The organism is Plantibacter sp. MDV22-iso1 (assembly GCF_058408345.1).
Window position 1 is genome coordinate 899,399 of sequence record NZ_JBZVDY010000001.1, and the last position, 23,316, is coordinate 922,714.

Below are 23,316 nucleotides of genomic sequence, written 5' to 3' on the forward strand. Positions count from 1 at the left end.
CGCCGCTCAGGCGACGGGGAACTCGGGCGCGATCGGCAGCTGCACGCGCGACAGCGCACCGCGGTTCGCGTACATTCCGCGCCCCTGCGGGAAGTCCTTGCGCGCGAGCCGGGGGAAGGTCGTCCGGAGGACGAGATCGCCCTCCATCTGCTCCGGCTGCAGCAGGATGCCCCGCCTGGCGCTCTTGATCTCACCCATGAGCGGCCAGGACGACGACCATCCCGACACCTCGTTCTCGGCGATCACGAGATGGTCGCTGCGCTTGATGGCCTTGATGAGCTCCACCAGCGGTGGGTCGGCGATGCCGTTGAGGTAGTCCGACAGCGTCTCGATGACGACGACCGTCCGGCCGGTCACCGTCTCGGCCGCGATCGCCGCGGACAGCGCCTTCGCCTGCTCGGCGATCGTCTCCGGGGTGACGGCCGACTCGTCGAAGCGAAGCTCCCGCAGCAGTTCCGAGCGCTTGGAGCCGAAATAGACGAAGCGCGTCGCCGGATCGAAGCGTCGCATGGCGCCGACCAGGGATGCGACGGCGTTCGTCCGACCGCTGCCGGGAGGGCCGCCGACGAGGAACGCGCCGGTCGGGTCGAAGCCGATCGGTGCGAGGTCGGCGTCGCCGATGCCGAGTACGGGGCGGTCGCCGACGCGCTCAGGCAGCTCGCGCGCCTCGATCTCCTTCGGCAGTGCGCCGATCGGCGGGGCCGTGATCGTGGCTCCCGCGCGGGACATGGCCTCCGCGAGCCGGACCGTCGCGACCGACTGGTCCGACAGCACCGGCGAACCGCCGAGGATCGCGACCTGGACCTCGAGGCCGTCGACGATCGCCCGGCCGGCGGGCGACTCGGGGCCGAGGATGTCCTTCGGCACCCCGAGGAGCTGGTAGCCGGTCTCGTCGGCGAGGCGCAGCACCACGCGTCGCTGCACACCGGAGCTGATGTTCGTCGGCACGGAGCCCGGGCGGTCGGCCGAGAACGCGATGTTCACGCCGAGCTGGCGGCCGTCGGTGATGAGCTGCTGGAACAGCGTGTACCAGGAGGACAGGCCGAGCGTCGTCTCGTACTCCTGCCGGAAGGACTGGAAGCCGTCGACGAGCAACAGGATGCGGCGCTCGTCGTTGCGACCCGAGACGCGGCGGTAGTCGGTGATGGAGGACGCGTTCGCCTCGGCGTACCGGACGCTGCGCTCGTCGACGATCTCCTTGATCCGGCGGAGCAGTCGGATGACGCGCTCCTGGTCGTCGCCGGGGATGATCGAGCCGACGTGCGGCAACGCCTCCAGCATGCGGAGGCTGCCCGCGCCGAAGTCGAGGCCGTACACCTCGATCGGACCACCACGCGGCGTGATGCCGGCCGCCGTCGCGAGGGTCCGCAGGACGGTGCTCTTGCCCGAGCCACCGGTGCCGAACACGGCGATGTGGCCGTCGACGTCCGGCCGGAAGTAGACCGGACGCTGCTCCTGCGAGTCCGGGAGGTCGGCGACACCGATGAGGAGTTCGGCATCGGACCGCTGACGGAGCTTGCTGAGGTCGTAGACGGGCGCGAGCTCGTCGAGCCAGGGTCGTCGCGGCGCCGGGATGGACGCACGGTCGGCTGCGGCGATGATGCTCGCGACGAGCCGCTGCTGGTCGGTGGGGCCGAGGTCGCGCTCCTCCTCGGCGTCGGCCGCGCGGGGCTCCTCCCAACGCGTCTCGCCGCCGAACCGGAGCTCACGGACCTCGATGTCGGAGCGCTTGGGCTCGTCGCTCGTCCAACCGCCCGCGTAGCCCGACTGGAAGATGCTCAGGCGGCCGGGGCCGGTCTTCGCGATGCCACGCCCAGGCACGCCCGGGTCGAAGTGCGCCGCGTCCTTGACGCCGACCACGTCCTGGCTGTCGGACTCGTCGGCCATGCGCAGTGCGACACGGAGGTTGGTGTTGGCGCGCAGGTTGTCCTTGATGACACCGGCGGGCCGCTGGGTCGCCATGATGAGGTGGATCCCGAGGGAGCGACCGCGCTGGGCGATGTCGACGACACCGTCGACGAACTCCGGGACCTCGCCGACGAGCGCCGCGAACTCGTCGATGACGAGGACGAGGGCGGGCGGCGAGTCCGGGTCGCCGCGCTTCTCGAGCTCGAGGAGGTCCTTGGCCTTCTTCCGGTTGAGCAGGTGCTCACGGAAGTGCAGCTCGGCCCGGAGGCTCGTGAGCGCCCGGCGGACGAGGTGCGGGCTGAGGTCGGTGACGAGTCCGACGCAGTGCGGGAGCGTCACGCAATCCGCGAAGGCCGAACCGCCCTTGTAGTCGACGAAGAGGAACGAGACGCGGTCGGGGCTGTACTCGGCCGCCATCCCGAGCACCCAGGCCTGTAGGAACTCGCTCTTACCGGCACCCGTCGTCCCGCCGACGAGGGCGTGCGGGCCCTGGGATCGGAGGTCGAGGTGCATGGCGTCGACACCGCCCGATCCGACGGTCGCGCGCAGCTGGCCCGCCCGGCGGGGCTTCGGCGGGAGCCCGGGCGTGCGGTCGTGGATCGAGGAGTTCTGCCGCCAGCGGTCGACCACGGCGTCGCTCGAGGTCGTGAGCTCCGGCCCGAGCAGCGTCACCATCGACACCGACCGCGGGAGGTCGCTCGAGTCCTCGACGAGGGCACCGGCGTCGATCACGGACGCCATGCGCCTGGCGTAGTCGAGGGCCGTCACGGGGTCGACGAACTCCGGGCGGGCGTCGTCGACGGAGTAGCCGAGGCGGACCATGCCGACCGTCGCGGGTGCGTCGACGCCGGCGCCGGCCTCCGGGACCTGCAGGAAGGTGCGGCAGGCGGCCGGCAGCGAGACGACGTCGTCGGCGATCCAGATCGGGAAGACACCCGCGTCCGCCGCGATCTCGGCGAGCTGGACGAGGCGTGCGCGGTCGACGCCGACGTCGTCGGAGATGAGCAGGACGATCGCGGGGATCGGGGACTTCGTGCCGGTGTCATTGGAGCTCTTGGTCCCGATCTCCGCGCCGCGCTCCTGGGCGGCCTGCTTCTCGGAGATGGCTCCACGTCGGGCGTCGCCGGCCCTGGCCGCCTGCAGGCGGGTCTGGACGAGTTCCTCGATCGCTGCCAGGAGCAGGTTGCCGCTCGACACGCTGTCGGCGAGGTGGCCGACGTCGAGCGGGCTGTTCGGCGACGACGCGTGCGGGAGCCACTTGACCCAGGAGAGGGCGTTCGACCACGCGGGCGAGACGATCGCCGAGACGACGACCTCGGCCGGCGAGTGGAGGGCGGTGAGCTGCACGAGGATGCCGTTCACCGCTCCCCCGGCGGTCTGCGGTGAACCGGCGATGCCGAGCGCGCCCGCGTCGTAGAGGTTGTCGATGATGGGGACGTCGGCGACGGTCGCGTACTGATCTTTGAGCTTCTCGAGCCGTTCCTGGAACTCCGGCAGGAAGCTGTCACGAGCCTTCGCCGAGACCTCGTTCCTCGACGGCATCGTGCCGACGCCGAGCCGGAGGTTCAGGAAGGACCAGTGCTCGGGGCGCCTGGTCCACAGCAGTGGCCCACGCGTGAGCGCGTGCTTGAGCGCCTCCGAGGTGGACGGTGCCTCGCGCATGCGGACGTCGTGCTCGATCTCCCGCTCGGCCGCGAGCTGCTTGCCGAGGGACTCGAGCCGCTCGTCGAAGATCTTGATCTGCTGCTTGAGCTTGCGCTTGTTGCGCCCGCGACCGGTGAAGTAGTTGCCGATGAGCATGAGCGGCGTCATGGCGATGAAGATGAGCGACAGCGGGTTCTTCGTGAAGAAGTACATCGCGCCACCGAGGAGCATCGGCGTCAGCATGCCGAGGAGCGGGAACGGCTGGTTCTCGCGCTCGGTCGGCGGCTCGGGGGCGGGGAAGGTCTCCCCCGCGTAGCGCTGTTCGACGCGCGGCGAGCGGTTGAAGTACACGGGCCCGGCCTTCGGGACGACGCCCGCACGGCCGACGGTCCCGGCGAACCCGATCTCGACCTCGGTGTCGCCGATGAGCACGCGCTCGGGTTCGATGACCTTGAGTCGGGGCACGATGCCGCCGTCGACGACGATGCCGTTGGCCGCGCCGAGGTCGACGAGTTCGATCTCGCCGCCGACCTCGAGGCGTGCGTGCCGCTTCGAGACGAGCGGATCGTCGAGGACGATGTCGCAGCTCGCCTCGCGACCGATGGTCCAGCTGCCGGCCGGCAGGGTGAACTCACGGCCGGCGTCATCGCCGGAGAGGACCCGCACCACCGCGACGGCCGGCGCCTGACCGGTGCGCGCCGCGGAGTAGTAGACGCCCGCGTCGGCGAGCTCGATGACGGCACCCGAACCGACCCACGCCTCACCGATCGGGGCCTCCGGCGGGAGCGGCAGGGTCTCGGTCGAGCCGGGAAGGCGGGCGTGCAGCGTGAAGTCGGCGTTCGCGGAGTCGGGCCCCTGCGGGTCGACGCGCGCGATGGTCGACGCGACCTCCGCGATGCTCGCCGCCGCGTCCGTCGTCACGACGATGTCGGCGGACGAGCCCGACGGCCTGGTCAACGTCAGCTTGATGCGCATGCAGGATCCCCTTGGAAGTGCGGGTCGCTGGGCGCGACCCCGATCAGCCTAGCGAGCGTCCGGTTCTGCCCTGACGATGTCGTCGATCGAGGTGACGCCGCTCGGCGTCGGCGCCGGATCGAACACCCCGACCGGCAACTCGGTCTGCGAGCAGTCCAGATCGGCGCCGGCGGTCGACATGACACGGATCGATCCACTTGCTTGTTCGAGGCGGTAGGTGATCCCGACCGCTCCGAACGACGGTGGCGGTGTTCCAGCGTCGTTCGCCCACTTTGTCGCCAGGCAGCCCGTGACCTCCGCCTTCCCGGATCCGTCCGCATCGACGACCACCGGGGTGAATGGCCAGGGACCTGGCAGGAGACGAGTCACCTCGCCGGCGCTCACGGTACGGACCGCTGATGCTGACAGTCGATCACGAAGATCCGGCCCGGTCGTGTCCACGAGCTGCTTGATCGTGAAGTCGTTGCGATTCCGGGCGACCGCCTGTGCCTCGAGCGAAGCACGGACGGCCATCACCCATTCCGAGTCTGCGAATTCGGTCGGGGCTCCACCGTCCCACCGCACGTCGGGATACGGCTGTGGCTGCTGTGGCGGAGGCGTACAGGCGGTCAAGGACATGAGGAGCGCCGCGAGCAGGGCGACACCGCCAAGACGACTACCGCTGGCCATGTGCGTTGAACGCTGCATAAGCATTCGAGTAGTCGCCCTGCAGTTCTTCGATGTCCCGATGAGACAGCAGCTCGTCGAACGCGTCCATGGTGTCGGGATCCGAGGCCCAAGCGAACTGCTCCTCAGGATCCATGGTGGAGGGATCCGGCATGCCGGCCGGTTGCAACGTGTCGTAGAGGAACAGACCGAGCGTGACCGCCGCCGCGCGCTCTCGCGGGATCTCGAGCTCGCCCTGCTGGTTGAGGAGTTGTTGTTCGGCCGCGCCCCACGTCGACAGCCCGACGTCCTTGGCCGCCCCGACGAGCTGACCGGTCACGTACCCTGATCCGCTGCTGACCAGGTGATCGATGACGGCATCGCCGGTCACGCCGACGAGCTTGTCCAGTCCGGGGATGGGGAGGAAGCCGACGCCCGTCTCGACCAGCCCGAGCGCACTCTCGACTGCGGCATCGCGATCCGCCGCTGCATCCAGGGCCACACCGTCCGTCGACCCGTCGAGGAGGCCCTGCAGCGCCATGATGCGCTTCGACGCCTCACCCGGGTCGGACAGCCCCGTCTGCACGGTCGCGCTCAACGTTTCCTGATAGTGGGCGACGACGGTGTCGAGGGCTGCGGCTCCGGCGTCGTTCTGGCCTGCGACACCGAACACCTTCGCCAGCGCCTCCTTGGACAGGTTCGCGTAGTCGAACTCGTCGAGTCCGTCGATGCCGAACATCGAGGAGGGGTTCGTGCTCGGCATGTCCTCGCCCTCGATCCCGATGGGCTCGCCCGCGATGGGACGCTCGATCAGACCGGGGAACTGATAGGACAACGCTTCGACGAGCTTGACCGCACCGAGGTCGGAGATGGAATTGCCGTCGAACGCGTCGTTCCCGGGCACGTACTCACCGACCTCCGCGTCACGGGGGTTGCCGACGAGGCGCTCGATGACATCGTGTGAGAGCGTGGCGACACGCGTGTACGCATCCGGGTCCGCACCAGCAGGGTCGGCGGGGCCTCCGGGGATCGACTCGGCTCCAGCCCACAGGGCGAGGACGCCTTCGAATCCGTCGAGTCCAGAGTCCCGGCGACCGAACCAGTACTCGAGACGGTTCGCGCCGAGCTCATTGCTCTCATAGGGCTCGTCCGGATACAGCGGCGCGTCGCGGTACGGGTCCTGCTCCGTCGAGGTCAGCCAGTCCATGGCGGCCTCGGGGTACTCACCCAGCGTGCTGAAGACCCGCGAGGTCCAGTCGCCCAGGCGGTTGACGTCGTAGCCGGCCTGCTCCGCCTCGGCGAGGCTGAGGAAGCCGCCGGGGCCCATGACGCCCTGGGCGGGTCCGTACATGCCCTCGTGCGCGCCGGGCAGACCGCGCTCCATCTCGTCGGCGATGTTCGCGAGACCGACCGTCGTCGTCTCTCCGATCGGGTTGTCCTGTTCATCGCCGAACAGGAACGCGAGGCTCGTCCAGCTCTCCGTGCCATGAACGGACGCGGAACCGTCGTAGAGCTCCTGCGCGAAGTTCTGGCCGACCGCGTCGGTCCAACGCTGGGATCCGACGGACAGACCACCGCGGACGGACTGTGCAAGGAGCAGCGCCGCTGCCGGGGTCATCCACCCGTTCGCACCGGCGTCGTCGATCCGGCTGATGAGCGAGATGAGGTCCTCGCCGCCGAGCGCCAGATTCATCTGCGCCATGACGGACGGGTCGTTGCCGTAGAGCGCGTACAGCGACTGCAGCTGTGCCGCGAGATCGGTCTCGAACGTGCCGTTCCCGAGTTCGGCCGCCATCTCCGCCATGCCGCGGGCGACGGCGGACGGGGTGAGGTCGGATGCGGAGGTGATGCCGATGGCCGCGAGGGCGGCCTGCTGCCGGTCCCAGTTGTCACCACCCGGTGAAGACAGCGCCGACGCGAGCGCATCGTCGGCGGCCTGGCGCTCTTCCGACAGGGCGTCGAGGAGGCGCTGCGCGCTCTGCCGATCGGCGACGGCCGCCTGGTGGACCTGGTCGCGCTGCATCTGCTGCTCGGGCGTCGGCCCACCCATCGGGTCGAGATAGGTCTGGTTGGCGGAGATGTTGGCCTGGAAGATCATCTCGGTGTAGCTCGTCGCACGGGTCTTGATGTCGTCGACCGTGGTCGTGTACGTGGCGATCGCGTCGCGCACCGCAGCCATCGCCGGGGTGATCGCGTCGATCTTGCCGATGGGGGTCGAGAGGGAGGACACCCAGGCGGTCGCGGCGTCGCCGCTCCAGATGGCGTCTGAGATGCCACCCTGAGCGGTGACCGCGACCGTGCGTGCCTCGGTCAGACTCGTCTCGGTCGTCTGGATGGTCGTCGCAGTGGTGCCGAGCGCGCCAGAGTCGATCCGCCCCGGATCGTCAGCAGTCCAGTTGGCCATCAGCCCTCTCCTCCGGGGTTCAGTTGTGCGTCGGTCTGCTCCCAGGCGGTCACGATGTCGCTCGCCGCGCGACCGGCTTCGACCATCGCTCCGCCGGCGAGGGCCACGTGCACGGAGATGTACATCGCGAAGCTCTCCGCCGCGGCGGTCACCGTGCTGCTGCAGCTGCCGGAGAAGTCGAGCGGGACGTTCTGCGGCAGGCCGGACCCGCTGGGTGTCAGTGGTGCGGCGACGGCCAGGATCTGGTCCCCGTCGACGACGAGTGGTTGCTCGCTCATCATTCCCCTTCGTGACACCGGCGCAGTGGACCTGCGCCGCCCGCCGATGGCTCCTCAGCGGGTACGTCGTTCAGCGTAACCGAGAGCGCGGGTGACGACGATGGGGAGCACTCCCCATGCCCCGGAGGCCCGTCAGCCGACCACGACGCGGATCGGGAACTCTCCGATCCCGATCGTCGAACCGGCTTCCACGACGTAGGCCTCGCCCGGCTGGCAGACGGTGACCGCGCCGGACGCATCGGTGATGGTCGTGCCGTTCGTGGAGTGCAGGTCCGTCACGCGGAGCGACCGCCGACCGGGGACGACGACCGTGTGCGTCTTCGAGACGGACATCCGCGGGTCGACGAGTGAGCGCAGCTCGGCGTCGGGCTGTTCGGGCCGCGCCGCAGGGTTGCGTCCGAGCAGGATCGGCCCGCGGAGCGGGATGCGCTCGCCGTCGGGGAGCTCCAGCGCGAAGTCCCCCGCTCGCAGCGATGCGGAGACGACCGTCGCGCCGAGGTCGGCATGGACCGGCTCCCGCTCGATGGCTCGCGCCGAGGCACCGGCGGGCACGTCGGGCGCTTCCGGGGCGATCGGAGCGCCGGCGATCAGACCCGGGGGCACGGTGATCTGCAGCTCGGGCGGGACGGAGGACGTCGACGCGGCCGGAGCGCGCGTCTGGGCGGGCGCTGCCTGCGGCTCACGGAGCGGTGCTGCAGGAGTCGGTGGCTCGACGACGACCGGCGACGGCACGGGCGCGGAACTCGACGGGGTTGACTGTGGTTCGGGAGCCCCTGTGGTGCGAGTCGGGACCCCGATCACCGGTGCCTCGGGAACGGCGGGTTCGGGGGCCGGAGGCTCGGCTGCCGGTGTGTCGGAGGCCGGCGCCGGATCGGCATCCCTCGGGATCGCGACGTCGGGAGCCGTGGCAGGGGACGGGGTCGACGCGTCGGTCACCGTCTGAGACCAGCCCGCGGAGACCGCTCCGCCCATGACGGGCATGTTCGCGAGTGTCGCCGCAGGCCCAGCGTCTGCGCTGGTCGGTGCTTCCGCCGGACGCGGAGCGAGCTCGGTGCGCGTGCCGTGCACGCGCAGGGTGGCGGACGCGCCGGGATCGGACTCTGAGACCAGCTCGGCGAGCGCGCGCAGGAAGCTCAGGAACGGCTCCTGTCCGAGCAACGAGCGCTGACGCCGGCGCTTCTGGACGCCGTGCTGCATGATGAAGGTCGCCGCCGCCGTACCGCGCGCGGACGGGGCGGTCGTGATCGCGAACGCGAGCAGTGGCGCGGGGTCGTCGACCGAGACGACCCGCAACCGGATGTCCGCGCTCGTCCCACCGTCGATCGCGACGTAGTGCCTGGTCTGCTGAGCATCCTCACCGGAGGCGGCGACCGCACGTTGGACGAGGGCGACGACGTCGTCGGCGGTCCCCGCGAGGTCGAGATCCAGACCGGTGTCGGTCAGGTCGGGTGATCTCATCGGTGGTTCCTCCCCAAGCGCCGTCGGCCGACGACGGCAACGGATCGATTATCGCCTACGCCGTCGCCCTCGTGGGGAGGGACGGGCGGTGCACCTCGCGAGCGGCCCCGGGTGGACGTCGCATCGGCTCACCGCGCGTCGTGCTCCCAGGGCCAGCGCGGGGTCGGGCGCCGCCCGGTCGACGACGTCGCGACAGCGGCGGCCGCGAGGACGATGACGAGCGCGAGCACACCCACGGTGACCGAGAACGGTCCGGTCAGCGTCGTCACCGCGAAGGCGGCGGCGTCCGCTCCGTCCCGGCTGGCGATCGCGTCGAACACGCCGCCGCTCACCCCGTAGGCGAGCCAGGCGAGTAGCCCGGCGAGGACCGCCGACCCGACCGAGACGCGCAGCGGTGTGCGGCGCGTCTCACGGATGATCGCCCAGAGGACCACGATCGTGGCGACCACGACCATGAGCGGACCGGTCAGCGGGCCGGCGTCCCGGTCGGTCACGACGTCGAGGTCCGCCAGCAGGCTGATGAACCCGAAGGCGCAGACGACGAGCGCCACGTAGGTGACCGCTGCGAACGGGGCGACCCACCAGGGGCCACGTGCTCCGTCCGCGTCACCGGTCATGCTCAGCGGGCGGTCGTCGGTCCGGCTTCGAGGACGCGCTCGTACTCGGCGCGGGCCTCGATGTTCGCCTCGCGCACCTTGCGTCCGCGTGCGGCGATCCAACCACCGAGCCAGACGGGGATCTCACGGGCGACGACGAAGGCGAGGACCGGCCCGAAGGTGAAGGCGACACCGGTGACCTCGGCGAGGATCTCGTCGATGCTGAGCGTCCACGCGCGCTCCTGGATCAGGAACCCGCCGACCCACGCGAGGAAGACGACCAGGCCGATGATGAAGCCGCCGAGCACCCAGTGCACCCAGCCGGAACGGTTCACGATGGTCGCGGTGACGACCCAGGCCAGGAAGAAGCCTGCGGCGGCCATGAGGAACGGCCAGCTGGTGGCGATCTGGATGAGGTTCTCGACGAACGTGCCGTCGCCTTCCAGCACCAGCTGGAGGCCCGCGACGGCTGCTGCGTAGAGGCCGGCGAAGATGATGGTGCCGAGGAGACCGATGAGGATGCCGAAGCCGCGGTTGCCGCGGACCTCCGGCTCGGACGGTGCCTGGACGTACAGCGGGAAGGCCTGCTGCTGCTCGGTCTCCGCGGCGGTGGCAGTCGCGGTCGCGCCGGAGCGGGCGACCGGCTCGTAGGCTGCCGCGGGGTACGGGTGGGCACCGGTGTCGGCCTGCCGGGTGGTCGAGGTCGGGGTACCGGCGGTGTCGTCGTCGTCGAAGTCGATGTTCGAGTACGCACGCTGCGGCGTGTGCGGCTGGTAGGGACGCGTCTCGCGCACCCCGGCGTCCGAGGCCGTGTCGGCGCGGTCTGCGACCCGGCGGTCGTCGACGACCGGGTCCGCCCCGACGCCGTCCGCCGTGGTGATGGTGTCCTGCTGCACGGTGTCCTCGGAGAGGATGTCCCGCTCGGCCACGGGCCGCTCGGCCGCGGGCTGTTCGGCCGCGGTCGTGGGACGCGCGGAGCCAGACGCGGTCTGGGCAGCCGCCGGAGTGCTCGGGTCGGTGGGCGATCCGGGCTCGGGGTTCTGGGTGCTCATCGCGTACTCCTTCGGCGGAAGCCAGTTCAGGAGCGCCCTCACGGCGCTCCGCTCGCCACGGTAGCAAGCCGGGACGCGGATGCCCGGCAACCTCGCCGGGACTCGCTCACTCCCGTCGACCCGATTCAGGTCCGATTCATATCCGGAGGAAACGGTCCCCTCAGCTCCGTGCGGTTGGGTGGAAGCTCGAACAGCCATCTGTCGGATCACTGCCGATCCCGCGACGCCGATCCCCCACGGCGTATCCCCCGGAAAGGCCCCATGCCCGAGCAACTCCCCCATGACCGTCACGTGGATTCCCGCTCCCCCTTCAGGCGGCTCTCCTCCCGCTACCGCGCCCTCCCCCTGCGCGCGCGACGCGTGGTCGCCGGCACCGCTGCCGGAGCCGTCCTCCTCCTCGCCACCGCGGTGATCACCCCGATCGCGCTGCAGCACTCCGACGCGACCGGATCCGAGCCGGCCGCGCAGGCTCTGGGCGGGACGACGTCCACGGTCCCGGCCTCCACGGTCAACGCCACGGCGGTCACCGCGATCTCCGCCACGACCGGATCCGTCGCAGGCGGGAGCACCCTGACCGTGAGCGGTGTCGACGTGGACGGCGTGACCCGCGTCGTGTTCGGCGAGGAGGAAGCCCGGATCCTGTCGGCGACGAGCACCGAGGTGACCGTCGCCGTGCCGGCAGCCACCGGCTTCTCCCCCGCCGACGTCGGCATCGCCGTCTACGCGGACGATCTCCGGGTCGACGGTGATGCGCTGAACTACAGCTACGACATCACGAGCCCCGTCGACGCGCAGATGGCCTACGTGTTCACGCACTGGAACGACTACAACCTGGCTGAATACGGCTCCCTGGTCGACACCGACTGCGCGAACTTCGCCAGCCAGAGTCTGCTGGAACGCGGGTGGACGATGGACGAGGACTGGTGGGCCGAGGGGACCGGAGACGACTTCGACTTCTCGAAGGCCTGGGTCAGCTCGACGTTCTTCATGAACTACGTCGAGGAGCACCCCGACCTCGCCACCGCTCTCGACGACACGCAGCGCGACCAGGTCAAGGTCGGTGACATCGTGCAGTTCGACTGGGACAACAGCGGGGACCGCGACCACACGGGCATCGTGTCGAAGGTCGAGACCACCGACGCCGGCACCCAGGTGTACTACGCGGGACACACCGACGACACCGACTACCGCACCGTGGACGAGGCGATCACCGTCATCCACCCCGGCGCCTCCGTGTACTACTGGAGCATCGCCTAGCTGGTCCCGCCCGGTTCACAACTCAGGGCAGCGCCAGCGCGCCGACCCGACTCACCGCCTCGTGGGCGGGACACACCGCGCGCGTCCTGAGTTGCGAACGGGAGGACCTGTCAGGCGGGGAACAGCGTCGAGACGATGGTCTGCGTCCACCCCGTGATGGCGACATTCGCCCAGCGGGTGGCCACCCAGGTGCCGTCACGCAGGAAATGGCGCTCACCGACGGTGTTCCCTGAGGGGTCCGCGCGTTCCGTGAAGCACATCGTCCCGCCGGTCTCCTCGGAACAGGTGAACCCGGCTTCGGACATCCTGGCCTCCGCCGCCGCTTGGACGTCCCCCTCCACCTGGGCCACGTTCGTGAGAATGAAGACCTCACCGGCACCGCTCGCCTTCGTGAGGTCACACGTGAGTCGGTCCGTCGGGGTGAGCAAGGCCACCAAGGCCTCGTCGTTCGACCCGAAACTCTCGGACAACAGCGGCTGCGACCAGGCGGGATTCAACTCGAGGAAGCCGTCCGCCGTCAGCGACTCGATGTAGCCGGCGGGGAAGAGCTGGGTGCATTCGGTCGGACGCACCGGCGCAGCGGGCGTCTCCGCGGCGTCGGTCGCGGTCGGAGCAGGAGAGGAGCCGGCGGTCGCCGTCGCACTCGGTGTACGGGTCGAGTCGGCGGCAGGGGTACCGCCCGGGCCGACGACCAGGAGGCCGATGACCACGACGAGCGCGATCGCCAGCACACCGGCGAGCACGCTCAGACCGATGACGACGGGATTGCGCTTCCGCTTGGGTGCCGGAGCACCGTAGCGGACGTCTGGCTGCGCCGGAGTCGCGTCCGGCTCCAGCGGCTGGAACTGGCCGGTGGGCTGCTCGGGCTGATCACTCATCGGACCAGCATGTCGTGCGGAGTCCCGCCACACAACTCACCGGTACTCGATTCGTTCGCCCATTCCTGGGCGAACGAGCGCTTGTTCGCCCAGGAATGGGCGAACGAACGACGGAGGGCCCGTCCCGATCGAGAAGCGATCGGGACGGGCCCTCCGGGTGAGTCGTTCAGCCCTAGTTGTAGTTACCGGGGGTGAAGTCGTCGGAGCTGAAGCTGTCGAAGTCGACGAAGCTCAGGTCGGACTCGTTGAACGCGCCGTCCTCACCGAAGATGCGGTTCGGGTAACGCTCCGCCTTCGCCTCCTCGGTGGCCTCGACCGTCACGTTGCGGTAGCGCGCCAGGCCGGTACCGGCCGGGATGAGCTTACCGATGATGACGTTCTCCTTGAGGCCGACCAGCGGGTCGCTCTTGCCTTCCATGGCGGCCTGCGTGAGGACACGCGTGGTCTCCTGGAAGGAAGCGGCCGACAGCCACGACTCGGTCGCGAGGGACGCCTTGGTGATACCCATGACCTCCTGGCGGGCCGATGCGGTGCGACGACCCTCCGACACGGCCGAGCGGTTGAGCTCGGCGTAGCGCAGGCGGTCGACGAGCTCGCCGGGCAGCAGGTCGGTGTCGCCGTGGTCGACGACGGTCACCTTCCGCAGCATCTGGCGCACGATGACCTCGATGTGCTTGTCGTGGATCGGGACACCCTGCGAGCGGTACACGCCCTGGACGCCACCGACGAGGTGCTTCTGGACCTCGCGGACGCCCTGCACGCGCAGAACCTCCTTGGGGTCGACCGCACCGACGTGGATCTTCTGACCGAGCTCGACGTGCTGTCCGTCCTCGACGAGGAGGACCGCGCGCTTCAGCACCGGGTAGACGACCGGCTCGTCGCCGTTGTCGGGCGTCAGGATGACCTTACGAGCCTTGTCGTTCTCGTCGATCGTGATGCGACCGGCGGCCTCGGCGATCGGGGTCGCACCCTTGGGGGTACGAGCCTCGAACAGCTCCTGCACGCGGGGCAGACCCTGCGTGATGTCGTCCGCCGATGCCGAACCACCCGTGTGGAAGGTACGCATCGTCAGCTGGGTACCGGGCTCACCGATCGACTGGGCCGCGATGATGCCGACGGCCTCGCCGATGTCGACGAGCTTGCCCGTGGCGAGCGAGCGGCCGTAGCAGGCTGCACACACACCGACGGTCGACTCGCAGGTCAGGACCGAGCGCACCTTGATGTTCTCGACACCCGCGGAGACGAGCTTGTCGATGAGCACGTCACCGACGTCCTCGCCGGCCTCGGCGACGACCTCACCCTTCGGGCCCACCGCAGCAGCGGCCAGCGAACGGGCGAACACGGAGTTCTCCACGTTCGGGTCGCGCACGAGCTCACCGGAGCTGTCGACGTTCGCGATCGCGAGCTCGAGACCCTTGGTCGTGCCGCAGTCGTCTTCGCGGATGATGACATCCTGCGAGACGTCGACGAGACGACGCGTGAGGTATCCCGAGTCGGCGGTACGGAGCGCCGTGTCGGCCAGACCCTTACGAGCACCGTGGGTCGCGATGAAGTACTCCGCGACCGACAGGCCCTCACGGTAGGAGGAGATGATCGGGCGAGGGATGATCTCACCCTTCGGGTTGTTCACCAGGCCTCGCATACCCGCGATGTTGCGGATCTGCAGCCAGTTACCACGAGCACCCGACGACACCATGCGGTTGATGGTGTTGTCCGCCGGGAAGTTCGCGCGCATGGCCTCGGCGACCTTCTCGGTGGCCTCCGTCCAGATCTTGATGAGCTCCTGACGACGCTCGGCATCCGTGGTCAGACCCTTGTCGAACTGGCTCTGGACCTTGGCGGCCTGCTTCTCGTAGCCCTGCACGATCTCGCGCTTGTTCGGCGGGGTCAGGACGTCGCTGAGCGCAACGGTCACACCGGAACGCGTCGCCCAGTGGAAACCGGCGTCCTTGATGTTGTCGAGCGTGGCGGCGACGACCGTCTTCGGGTACCGCTCCGCGAGGTCGTTGACGATCGAGGACAGCTTGCCCTTGTCCGCCACGTCTTCCACGTAGGGGTAGTCCGCCGGCAGCGCCTCGTTGAAGAGTGCGCGACCGAGGGTCGTCTCGACGAGTGCGACACCCGAGCCCTCGTAGCCCTCAGGACCCGTGCCCTCGGCGAACGTCACGTCGGTCAGACGGATGCGCACCTTGGCGTTGAGGTCGAGCGAGCCCTGGTCCTTCGCGAGGATGGCCTCGGCGACGGACGAGAAGGCACGGCCCTCACCCTCGACACCCTCCTTGAGGGTGGTCAGGTGGTGGAGACCGATGATCATGTCCTGCGTGGGCAGGGTGACCGGACGGCCGTCGGACGGCTTCAGGATGTTGTTCGACGCGAGCATCAGGATGCGCGCCTCGGCCTGGGCCTCGACGGAGAGCGGGAGGTGGACAGCCATCTGGTCGCCGTCGAAGTCCGCGTTGAACGCGGCGCAGACGAGCGGGTGCAGCTGGATGGCCTTGCCCTCGACGAGCTGAGGCTCGAACGCCTGGATGCCGAGACGGTGCAGCGTTGGCGCACGGTTCAGCAGCACGGGACGCTCGCGGATGATCTCCTCCAGCACGTCCCAGACCTCGGGACGGCTGCGCTCGACCATGCGCTTCGCGGCCTTGATGTTCTGAGCGTGGCTCAGGTCGATCAGGCGCTTGATGACGAACGGCTTGAAGAGCTCCAGCGCCATCTGCTTGGGCAGACCACACTGGTGCAGCTTCAGCTGCGGGCCGACGATGATGACCGAACGGCCCGAGTAGTCGACGCGCTTGCCGAGCAGGTTCTGGCGGAATCGACCCTGCTTGCCCTTCAGCATGTCGCTGAGGGACTTCAGGGCACGGTTGCCGGTACCGGTGACGGGGCGACCACGACGACCGTTGTCGAACAGTGCGTCGACGGCCTCCTGCAGCATCCGCTTCTCGTTGTTGACGATGATCTCGGGAGCCCCGAGGTCGAGCAGACGACGCAGACGGTTGTTGCGGTTGATCACACGACGGTAGAGGTCGTTGAGGTCGGAGGTCGCGAAGCGGCCACCGTCGAGCTGCACCATCGGGCGGAGCTCCGGCGGGATGACCGGGACCACGTCGAGGACCATCGCCGCCGGCGAGTTGCCGGTGATGAGGAACGAGTTGACCACGCGCAGACGCTTGATGGCGCGGATCTTCTTCTGACCCTTGCCCTCCGCGATCTGGTGGTGGAGCAGCTCGGACTCGGCCGCGAGGTCGAAGGACAGCAGGCGCTTCTTGACCGCCTCGGCACCCATGTAGGCCTCGAAGTACAGGCCGAAGCGGTCCTGAAGCTCGTGGAACACGGAGTCCTCGGGCTTGAGGTCGCCGACCTTGAGGTTGCGGAAGTCCTCCCAGACGCGCTCGAGGTGAGCGATCTGCTCGTCGTAGGACTTGCGGGTCTGGCTCATCTCCTTCTCGGCGGCGTCCTTGGTGCGGCGCTTCTGCTCGCTCTTGGCGCCTTCCTCCTCGAGGGCGACGAGGTCGTCCTCGAGCTTCTTCAGGCGGTCTGCGATGCGCGAGTCGCGCTGGTCGCCGAGGGTCTTGATCTCGAGACGGAGCTCGTTCTCAAGGCCGGGCATGTCCTGGTGACGTGCGTCCTCGTCCACATCGATGACCATGTAGGCCGCGAAGTAGATGACCTTCTCGAGGTCCTTGGGCGCCATGTCCAGCAGGTAGCCGAGGCGCGAGGGGACACCCTTGAAGTACCAGATGTGCGTGACCGGGGCGGCGAGTTCGATGTGGCCCATGCGCTCACGGCGCACCGACGACTTCGTGACCTCGACACCGCAGCGCTCGCACACGATGCCCTTGAAGCGGACCCGCTTGTACTTGCCGCAGGCGCACTCCCAGTCGCGGGAAGGACCGAAGATCTGCTCACCGAACAGACCGTCCTTCTCGGGCTTGAGGGTGCGGTAGTTGATGGTCTCGGGCTTCTTGACCTCTCCGTGCGACCAGGCACGGATGTCGTCTGCGGTGGCCAGACCAATGCGAAGCTCGTCAAAAGTTGTGACGTCGAGCAATGTATCTCCTATGAAAGGTTTCGTCAGTCTCTACAGTGGTCAGGCTTAGATCTCGTCGATGGACGACGACTCGAACCTGGAGGAAATGTTGATCCCGAGCTCCTCGGCGGCGCGGAACGCGTCGTCGTCGGTGTCGCGCAGGCTCACCGCGGTGCCGTCGGCCGAGAGGACCTCGACGTTCAAGCACAGCGACTGCATCTCCTTGATGAGCACCTTGAAGCTCTCGGGGATACCCGGCTCCTGGATGTTCTCGCCCTTGACGATGGCCTCGTACACCTTGACGCGGCCGAGGATGTCGTCGGACTTGATGGTCAGGAGCTCCTGGAGCGCGTACGCGGCTCCATAGGCCTCGAGGGCCCAGACCTCCATCTCACCGAAGCGCTGTCCACCGAACTGAGCCTTACCACCGAGCGGCTGCTGCGTGATCATCGAGTACGGACCCGTCGAACGCGCGTGGATCTTGTCGTCCACGAGGTGGTGCAGCTTGAGGATGTACATGTAGCCGACCGAGACCGGTGCCGGGAACGGTTCGCCGGAGCGGCCGTCGAACAGACGGGCCTTTCCGGAGGAACCGATGAGGCGGTCGCCGTCGCGGGTGACGTTGGTCGAGTCGAGCAGACCGGCGATCTCCTCCTCGGAGGCGCCGTCGAACACCGGGGTCGCGACCTTGGTGTTCGGCTCGGCCGAGTGCGCGGCAGCCGGGAGCTTCTTGGCCCAGCTGGGCTTGCCCTCGACGTTCCAGCCCTGCTTCGCGATCCACCCCAGGTGGATCTCGAGGACCTGACCGAAGTTCATTCGACCGGGGATGCCGAGCGGGTTGAGGATGACGTCGACCGGCGTGCCGTCCTCGAGGAACGGCATGTCCTCGACGGGCAGGATCTTCGCGATGACACCCTTGTTGCCGTGACGGCCGGCGAGCTTGTCGCCCTCGGTGATCTTGCGCTTCTGGGCGATGTAGACGACCACACGCTGGTTGACGCCCGAGCCGAGCTCGTCGTCGCCGTCCTGTGCGTCGAACACCTTGACGGCGATGATCGTGCCGGCTTCACCGTGGGGGACCTTCAGCGAGGTGTCGCGGACTTCGCGGCTCTTCTCGTTGAAGATGGCGCGGAGCAGGCGCTCCTCGGCGGAGAGCTCGGTCTCACCCTTCGGCGTGACCTTGCCGACGAGGATGTCGCCGGGGCGGACCTCGGCACCGATGCGGATGATGCCGCGCTCGTCGAGGTCCTTGAGCAGCTCCGGGCTGACGTTCGGGAGATCACGGGTGATCTCCTCCTTGCCGAGCTTGGTGTCGCGGGCGTCGACCTCGTACTCCTCGATGTGGATCGAGGAGAGGACGTCGTCCTTCACCAGGTTCTGGCTGAGGATGATCGCGTCCTCGAAGTTGTGACCCTCCCACGTCATGAAGGCGACGAGGAGGTTCTTGCCGAGCGCGAGCTCGCCGTTCTCCGTGGCGGGGCCGTCGGCGATGACCTCGCCGGCCTCGATGCGTGCACCCTCGGAGACGATGACGCGGTTGTTGTAGCTCGTGCCCTGGTTGGAGCGGTCGAACTTGCGCAGGTAGTAGGTCTGCGTGCCACCCTCGTCGAGCTGGATGGTGACGGACTCGGCCGACACCTCCTGGACGACGCCGGCCTTGTCGGCGGTGACGACGTCACCCGCGTCGATGGCTGCGTAGCCCTCCATACCGGTACCGACGAGCGGCGAGTCCGACATGAGGAGCGGGACGGCCTGACGCTGCATGTTGGCACCCATGAGTGCGCGGTTCGCGTCGTCGTGCTCGAGGAACGGGATGAGGGAGGTCGCGACCGACACCATCTGGCGCGGGGAGACGTCCATGTAGCCGATCTCCTCGGACGGGATGAGGTCGACCTCGCCGCCCTTCTTCCGGGCGAGGACGCGGTCCTCCTGGAAGTGGCCGTCGCTCTTCAGCGGAGCGTTGGCCTGCGCGACGATGTAGTTGTCCTCTTCCATCGCGGTCAGGTAGTCGATGTCCTCGGTGACCCGGCCGTCGACGACGCGACGGTACGGGGTCTCGATGAAACCGAACGAGTTGATCCGCGCGAACGATGCGAGCGAACCGATGAGGCCGATGTTCGGGCCTTCCGGGGTCTCGATCGGGCACATGCGGCCGTAGTGCGACGGGTGGACGTCTCGCACCTCGACGCCTGCACGCTCACGCGACAGACCACCGGGGCCGAGCGCCGAGAGGCGACGCTTGTGGGTCAGACCCGCGAGCGGGTTGTTCTGGTCCATGAACTGCGACAGCTGCGAGGTCCCGAAGAACTCCTTGATCGCGGCGACGACGGGGCGCACGTTGATCAGGGTCTGCGGCGTGATGGCCTCGATGTCCTGCGTGGTCATGCGCTCGCGGACGACGCGCTCCATGCGGGACAGACCGGTGCGGACCTGGTTCTGGATGAGCTCGCCGACGGCGCGGATGCGACGGTTGCCGAAGTTGTCGATGTCGTCCGTGTCGAGACGGAGGTCGACGGGCTTGCCGTTGCGGACACCCGGGAGGGTGGCCGTTCCGCGGTGCAGGGCGACGAGGTACTTGATCGTGGCGACGATGTCGTCGGTCGTCAGGACGGAGTCGCTGAGCGGCTTGTCGAGACCGAGCTTGTTGTTGATCTTGTACCGGCCGACCTTCGCGAGGTCGTAGCGCTTCGAGTTGAAGTAGAAGTTGTCGAGGAGCGCACGCGCGGCCTCGGCAGCGACCTGCTCGCCCGGACGGAGCTTGCGGTAGATGTCGCGGAGCGCGTCCTCCTTGGTGAGGATCGTGTCCTTCTCGAGGGTGAGCTCGATCGACTCGTAGCCCTTGAACTCCTCGAGGATCTCCTCGCTCGTCATGCCGAGCGCCTTGAGGAACACGGTGACGGACTGCTTGCGCTTGCGGTCGATGCGGACGCCGACCTGGTCGCGCTTGTCGATCTCGAACTCGAGCCAGGCACCGCGGCTCGGGATGACGCGAGCGGAGAAGATGTCCTTGTCGGAGGTCTTCTCCTGAGCCGACTCGAAGTACACGCCCGGGCTGCGGACGAGCTGCGAGACGACGACACGCTCGGTGCCGTTGATGATGAAGGTACCGCGCTCGGTCATGAGCGGGAAGTCGCCCATGAAGACCGTCTGCGTCTTGATCTCACCGGTGAGGTGGTTCATGAACTCGGCCTCGACGTAGAGCGGGGCCGCGTACGTCTTGCCGCGCTCCTTGCACTCGTCGATGGAGTACTTCTCGGGCTCGAGGTACGGGTTGGCGAAGGAGAGCTGCATCGTCTCGCCGAGGTCCTCGATGGGCGAGATCTCCTCGAAGATCTCGTCGAGGCCGCTCTTCGTGGGCAGGTCCTGTCGGCCGGCCTGGGTGGCTTCTGCGACGCGTGCCTTCCACACGTCGTTGCCGACCAGCCAGTCGAAGCTCTCGGTCTGCAGAGCCAGGAGGTCTGGAACCGTGAGCGTGTCGGTGATCTTCGCGAACGAGAGGCGGGATGCTCCGCGGCCGTTCTTGGGTGAGTTGGTGGTTGCGTTGCGCGCAGCAGCCAAGGGGATAACCTCCGGAGGCCTGTTGGGGGCCGAGTTACTGGTCGTCAGTGGAGTTACTCACCAGAAAGAGAACATGTGGCGGGTTGGACCCGCACACCAGCCGACCGCAATATGAAGGCATAGAGATTCTGGGAGCGCAAAGAACAACTATATGCCGGAATCTTCGGCGTGTCTACTGTTTCCTTGACGAGTTTTCGACTTTCCGGTATAACCGCCGCGTCGCCCCCGGTGTTCCCGTCAACCCGTGCTGAACCGCAGACGCTGACCGGGCCGGAGTTGCGCCAGGAGGTCTCGGTCCGCGGCACGCACGACCGCGACGACCGGATACCCGCCGGTGACCGGGTGGTCGGCCGACAGGATCGTCGGCAGACCGCTCGGCGGCACCTGGACCGCCCCGGCGACCATGCCCTCGCTCGGCAGTTCCCGACCGGGATCGAGTCGCTCGAGCGGCGGCCCGTCGAGGCGCATCCCGATGCGATCGGCGTCGGCCGTCATGGTCCACGGCTGCTCGACCAGGCGCCGCAGGGAGGCGTCGTCGAACCAGTCCTGGCGGGGCCCCGGCGAGATCCGCACGAGACGCTCCCCGGCGTCGGGCCGCGTCCACGGGGCGATGTCGAGCGGAGGGACGCGGCGGCGCGGGGTGGGGAGGACGGGGAGTCGATCGCCGGCGACGACCGGTGCCGGGCCGAGGCCGGCCAGGGTGTCCGTCGACCGCGAGCCGAGGAGCTGCGGGCCGTCCAAGCCGCCGCGGACGGCGAGGAAGTACCGGAGCCCGTGGGTCGCCGCGCCGAGTTCGAGCCGGGAGCCGGCCTGGACGCGGACGGCGCGGTGCCCGTCGGACGGCCTGCCGTCGACGGTGATCGGACCCCACGCACCGGTCACGGCGATCCAGAGGTCGACCTCGGCGACGGCCACGAACGGGCCCAGGACGACCTCGAGCGCCGCACGGCCCTCCGGGTTGCCGACGAGACGGTTGGCGAGGCGCAGGGCGCCGCGGTCGAGCGCGCCGGACGGGCTGACCCCGAGGGCCGCAGCCCCAGGTCGACCCAGGTCCTGCACGGTGGTCGCCGGTCCCGCCGCCTCTACGAGCAGCGTCCCGCCCATCATGCGACGACCTGCACGAAGCGCACCCGGCCGCCGGGGACGAGGAGGGCGGGCGGGTCCGCTGCATCGTCCCACAGGACGGCGTCGGTCGTCCCGATGATGCGCCACCCGCCCGGGGAGGCTCGCGGATAGACGCCGCTGAACGTTCCGGCGAGCGCCACCGAACCCGCGGGGACGGTCGTCCGCGGCACGCTCAATCGCGGGATCTCGAGTGGCCGGCCGATCGTCTCGTCCTCCCGTTCCGGGACGAGGTAGGCGAATCCCGGCGCGAAGCCGCTGAAGGCGACGGTCCATGCGCGAGCGGTGTGCCAGGCGATGAGATCCGCTGCCTCCATGCCGAGCAGCTCCGCGGTCTCGCGGAGGTCCGGTCCGTCGTAGCGGACGTGGATGACGACGTCCGGCCGCGCCAGCTCCTCCTCGACAGCGACCGTCGAGCCTCCCGCGCCGGGTGCGAGCGCCCGTTCAGCGGTCGCGAGCAACCAGGTACCCACCGCGGCGAGCGCCGGACCCCGCGCGTCCGTCACGGCGAGCACGGTCCGGGCGGCCGGGACGAGGTCGACCAGCCCCGCCGGGCGCGACGCGGCGAGCGCCCGGTGCACGAGCAGCACGTCCTCGAGCGATCCGAGTTCGAGGAGTACGGCCTCCTCCCCCATCGCTCGGAGCACGGGTCCCGATGAGGTGTCCGTGTTCACCACGGCGCGACCAGTGCGACGCCGGCGTCCAGCAGGGCGGTTCTGACCGCCGTGGCGAGCGACACGGCTCCCGGGGTGTCGCCGTGCACGCAGAGCGAGACCGCGTCGAGTTCGACGTCGGCACCGTCGACACTGGTGATGCGTCGGTCGAGGACGAGGGAGACGGCGCGGCGGGCGGCGGCGGTCTCATCGGTGACCAGTGCCCCGGGGGTATCACGCGGGACGAGCGAACCGTCGGAGCGGTAGCCGCGGTCGACGAAGGCTTCAGCGACGAAGCGGAGCCCGGCGGCGAGGGTCTCGCGTCCGATCACGGAGCCGGGCATCCCGAGCACGGGAAGTGGTCGCCCGAGCTCCTCGGAGGCCGTGACCACCGCCCGGACGACCGCCCGCGCCTGGACCCGGTCGTGCGCGATCCGGTTGTAGAGGGCGCCGTGCGGCTTCACGTAGGCGAGCCCCACGGCGGTCCCGTCGGCTTCGCCGACCTCGTCGACCGCTCGCTGCAGGGCGCGGAGCTGCTCCAGGACCTCCGCTTCGAGCACCTCGGCGGGTAGGTCCTGGTCGCGGCGCCCGAAGCCCGCCTCGTCCCGGTAGGAGGGGTGGGCTCCCAACGACACCCCGTGGGCCGTCGAGCGGCGGACGGCGTCGTGCATGGACGCGTCGTCCCCGGCGTGGAAGCCGCAGGCGACGTTCGCGCTCGTGATGAGGGCGAACATGGCGTCGTCGTCGGCGGTCGGCACGCCGCGCCAGACCTCGCCGAGGTCGCTGTTGAGGTCCACCTGCGCCACGGCCGCACCCCTTCCGCTCCGCCTCCCACTCCTGCGGGAAAGTCTAGGG

At 69.0% G+C, this 23,316-nt stretch carries 14 protein-coding genes; 1 reads left to right on the forward strand and 13 read right to left on the reverse strand.

Annotation, left to right across the window (positions count from 1 at the left end):
- Positions 1 to 6 precede the first annotated feature (6 nt).
- The 7 genes from AC4PMY_RS04385 to AC4PMY_RS04415 all read right to left on the reverse strand — a co-directional run bounded on the left by AC4PMY_RS04385 (position 7) and on the right by AC4PMY_RS04415 (position 10,960).
- Positions 7 to 4,527 (reverse strand): type VII secretion EssC family protein, encoded by a 4,521-nt coding sequence (locus tag AC4PMY_RS04385; RefSeq protein ID WP_491622082.1) that lies wholly within the window; start codon positions 4,525 to 4,527, stop codon positions 7 to 9.
- 48 nt (positions 4,528 to 4,575) lie between these two features.
- Entirely contained in the window at positions 4,576 to 5,196 is a 621-nt protein-coding gene (locus AC4PMY_RS04390) for a hypothetical protein (RefSeq protein WP_175484348.1), read from the reverse strand.
- Entirely contained in the window at positions 5,183 to 7,576 is a 2,394-nt protein-coding gene (locus tag AC4PMY_RS04395) for a hypothetical protein (protein WP_064296723.1), read from the reverse strand. The genes AC4PMY_RS04390 and AC4PMY_RS04395 overlap by 14 nt, the downstream gene beginning before the upstream one ends.
- The gene (locus AC4PMY_RS04400) at positions 7,576 to 7,854 is read right to left on the reverse strand and encodes a hypothetical protein (RefSeq protein ID WP_139205334.1); all 279 of its coding nucleotides are present in this window, start codon (positions 7,852 to 7,854) and stop codon (positions 7,576 to 7,578) included. The genes AC4PMY_RS04395 and AC4PMY_RS04400 overlap by 1 nt, the downstream gene beginning before the upstream one ends.
- 132 nt (positions 7,855 to 7,986) lie before the next feature.
- The gene (locus AC4PMY_RS04405; RefSeq protein WP_491622083.1) at positions 7,987 to 9,312 is read right to left on the reverse strand and encodes an FHA domain-containing protein; all 1,326 of its coding nucleotides are present in this window, start codon (positions 9,310 to 9,312) and stop codon (positions 7,987 to 7,989) included.
- 128 nt (positions 9,313 to 9,440) lie between these two features.
- Complete coding sequence (locus AC4PMY_RS04410) at positions 9,441 to 9,929, reverse strand: DUF6121 family protein (RefSeq protein WP_079001681.1); 489 nt, start codon at positions 9,927 to 9,929, stop codon at positions 9,441 to 9,443.
- A gap of 2 nt (positions 9,930 to 9,931) precedes the next feature.
- On the reverse strand, positions 9,932 to 10,960 hold the full coding sequence (locus AC4PMY_RS04415; protein WP_064296727.1) for a hypothetical protein: 1,029 nt from the start codon (positions 10,958 to 10,960) through the stop codon (positions 9,932 to 9,934).
- Between the two features lie 261 nt (positions 10,961 to 11,221).
- On the opposite strand from AC4PMY_RS04415, the gene AC4PMY_RS04420 reads away from it, so the two are divergent.
- Entirely contained in the window at positions 11,222 to 12,217 is a 996-nt protein-coding gene (locus tag AC4PMY_RS04420; protein WP_064296728.1) for an amidase domain-containing protein, read from the forward strand.
- Between the two features lie 110 nt (positions 12,218 to 12,327).
- On the opposite strand, the gene AC4PMY_RS04425 is transcribed toward AC4PMY_RS04420, so the two are convergent.
- From AC4PMY_RS04425 to AC4PMY_RS04450, 6 genes are all read right to left on the reverse strand, one after another.
- The gene (locus tag AC4PMY_RS04425; RefSeq protein WP_064296729.1) at positions 12,328 to 13,095 is read right to left on the reverse strand and encodes a hypothetical protein; all 768 of its coding nucleotides are present in this window, start codon (positions 13,093 to 13,095) and stop codon (positions 12,328 to 12,330) included.
- Positions 13,096 to 13,267: 172 nt separating this feature from the next.
- Complete coding sequence (locus tag AC4PMY_RS04430) at positions 13,268 to 17,149, reverse strand: DNA-directed RNA polymerase subunit beta' (protein ID WP_064296730.1); 3,882 nt, start codon at positions 17,147 to 17,149, stop codon at positions 13,268 to 13,270.
- 45 nt (positions 17,150 to 17,194) lie between these two features.
- Complete coding sequence (gene rpoB, locus AC4PMY_RS04435; RefSeq protein ID WP_064296731.1) at positions 17,195 to 20,686, reverse strand: DNA-directed RNA polymerase subunit beta; 3,492 nt, start codon at positions 20,684 to 20,686, stop codon at positions 17,195 to 17,197.
- Positions 20,687 to 20,923: 237 nt separating this feature from the next.
- Positions 20,924 to 21,790, reverse strand: coding sequence for a 5-oxoprolinase subunit C family protein (locus AC4PMY_RS04440; RefSeq protein ID WP_491622084.1), 867 nt, complete (start codon positions 21,788 to 21,790; stop codon positions 20,924 to 20,926).
- Entirely contained in the window at positions 21,790 to 22,482 is a 693-nt protein-coding gene (locus AC4PMY_RS04445; RefSeq protein ID WP_491622085.1) for a 5-oxoprolinase subunit B family protein, read from the reverse strand. Before AC4PMY_RS04445 ends, AC4PMY_RS04440 begins: the two co-directional genes overlap by 1 nt.
- Positions 22,479 to 23,267 (reverse strand): LamB/YcsF family protein, encoded by a 789-nt coding sequence (locus AC4PMY_RS04450; RefSeq protein WP_491622086.1) that lies wholly within the window; start codon positions 23,265 to 23,267, stop codon positions 22,479 to 22,481. Before AC4PMY_RS04450 ends, AC4PMY_RS04445 begins: the two co-directional genes overlap by 4 nt.
- Positions 23,268 to 23,316 lie beyond the last annotated feature (49 nt).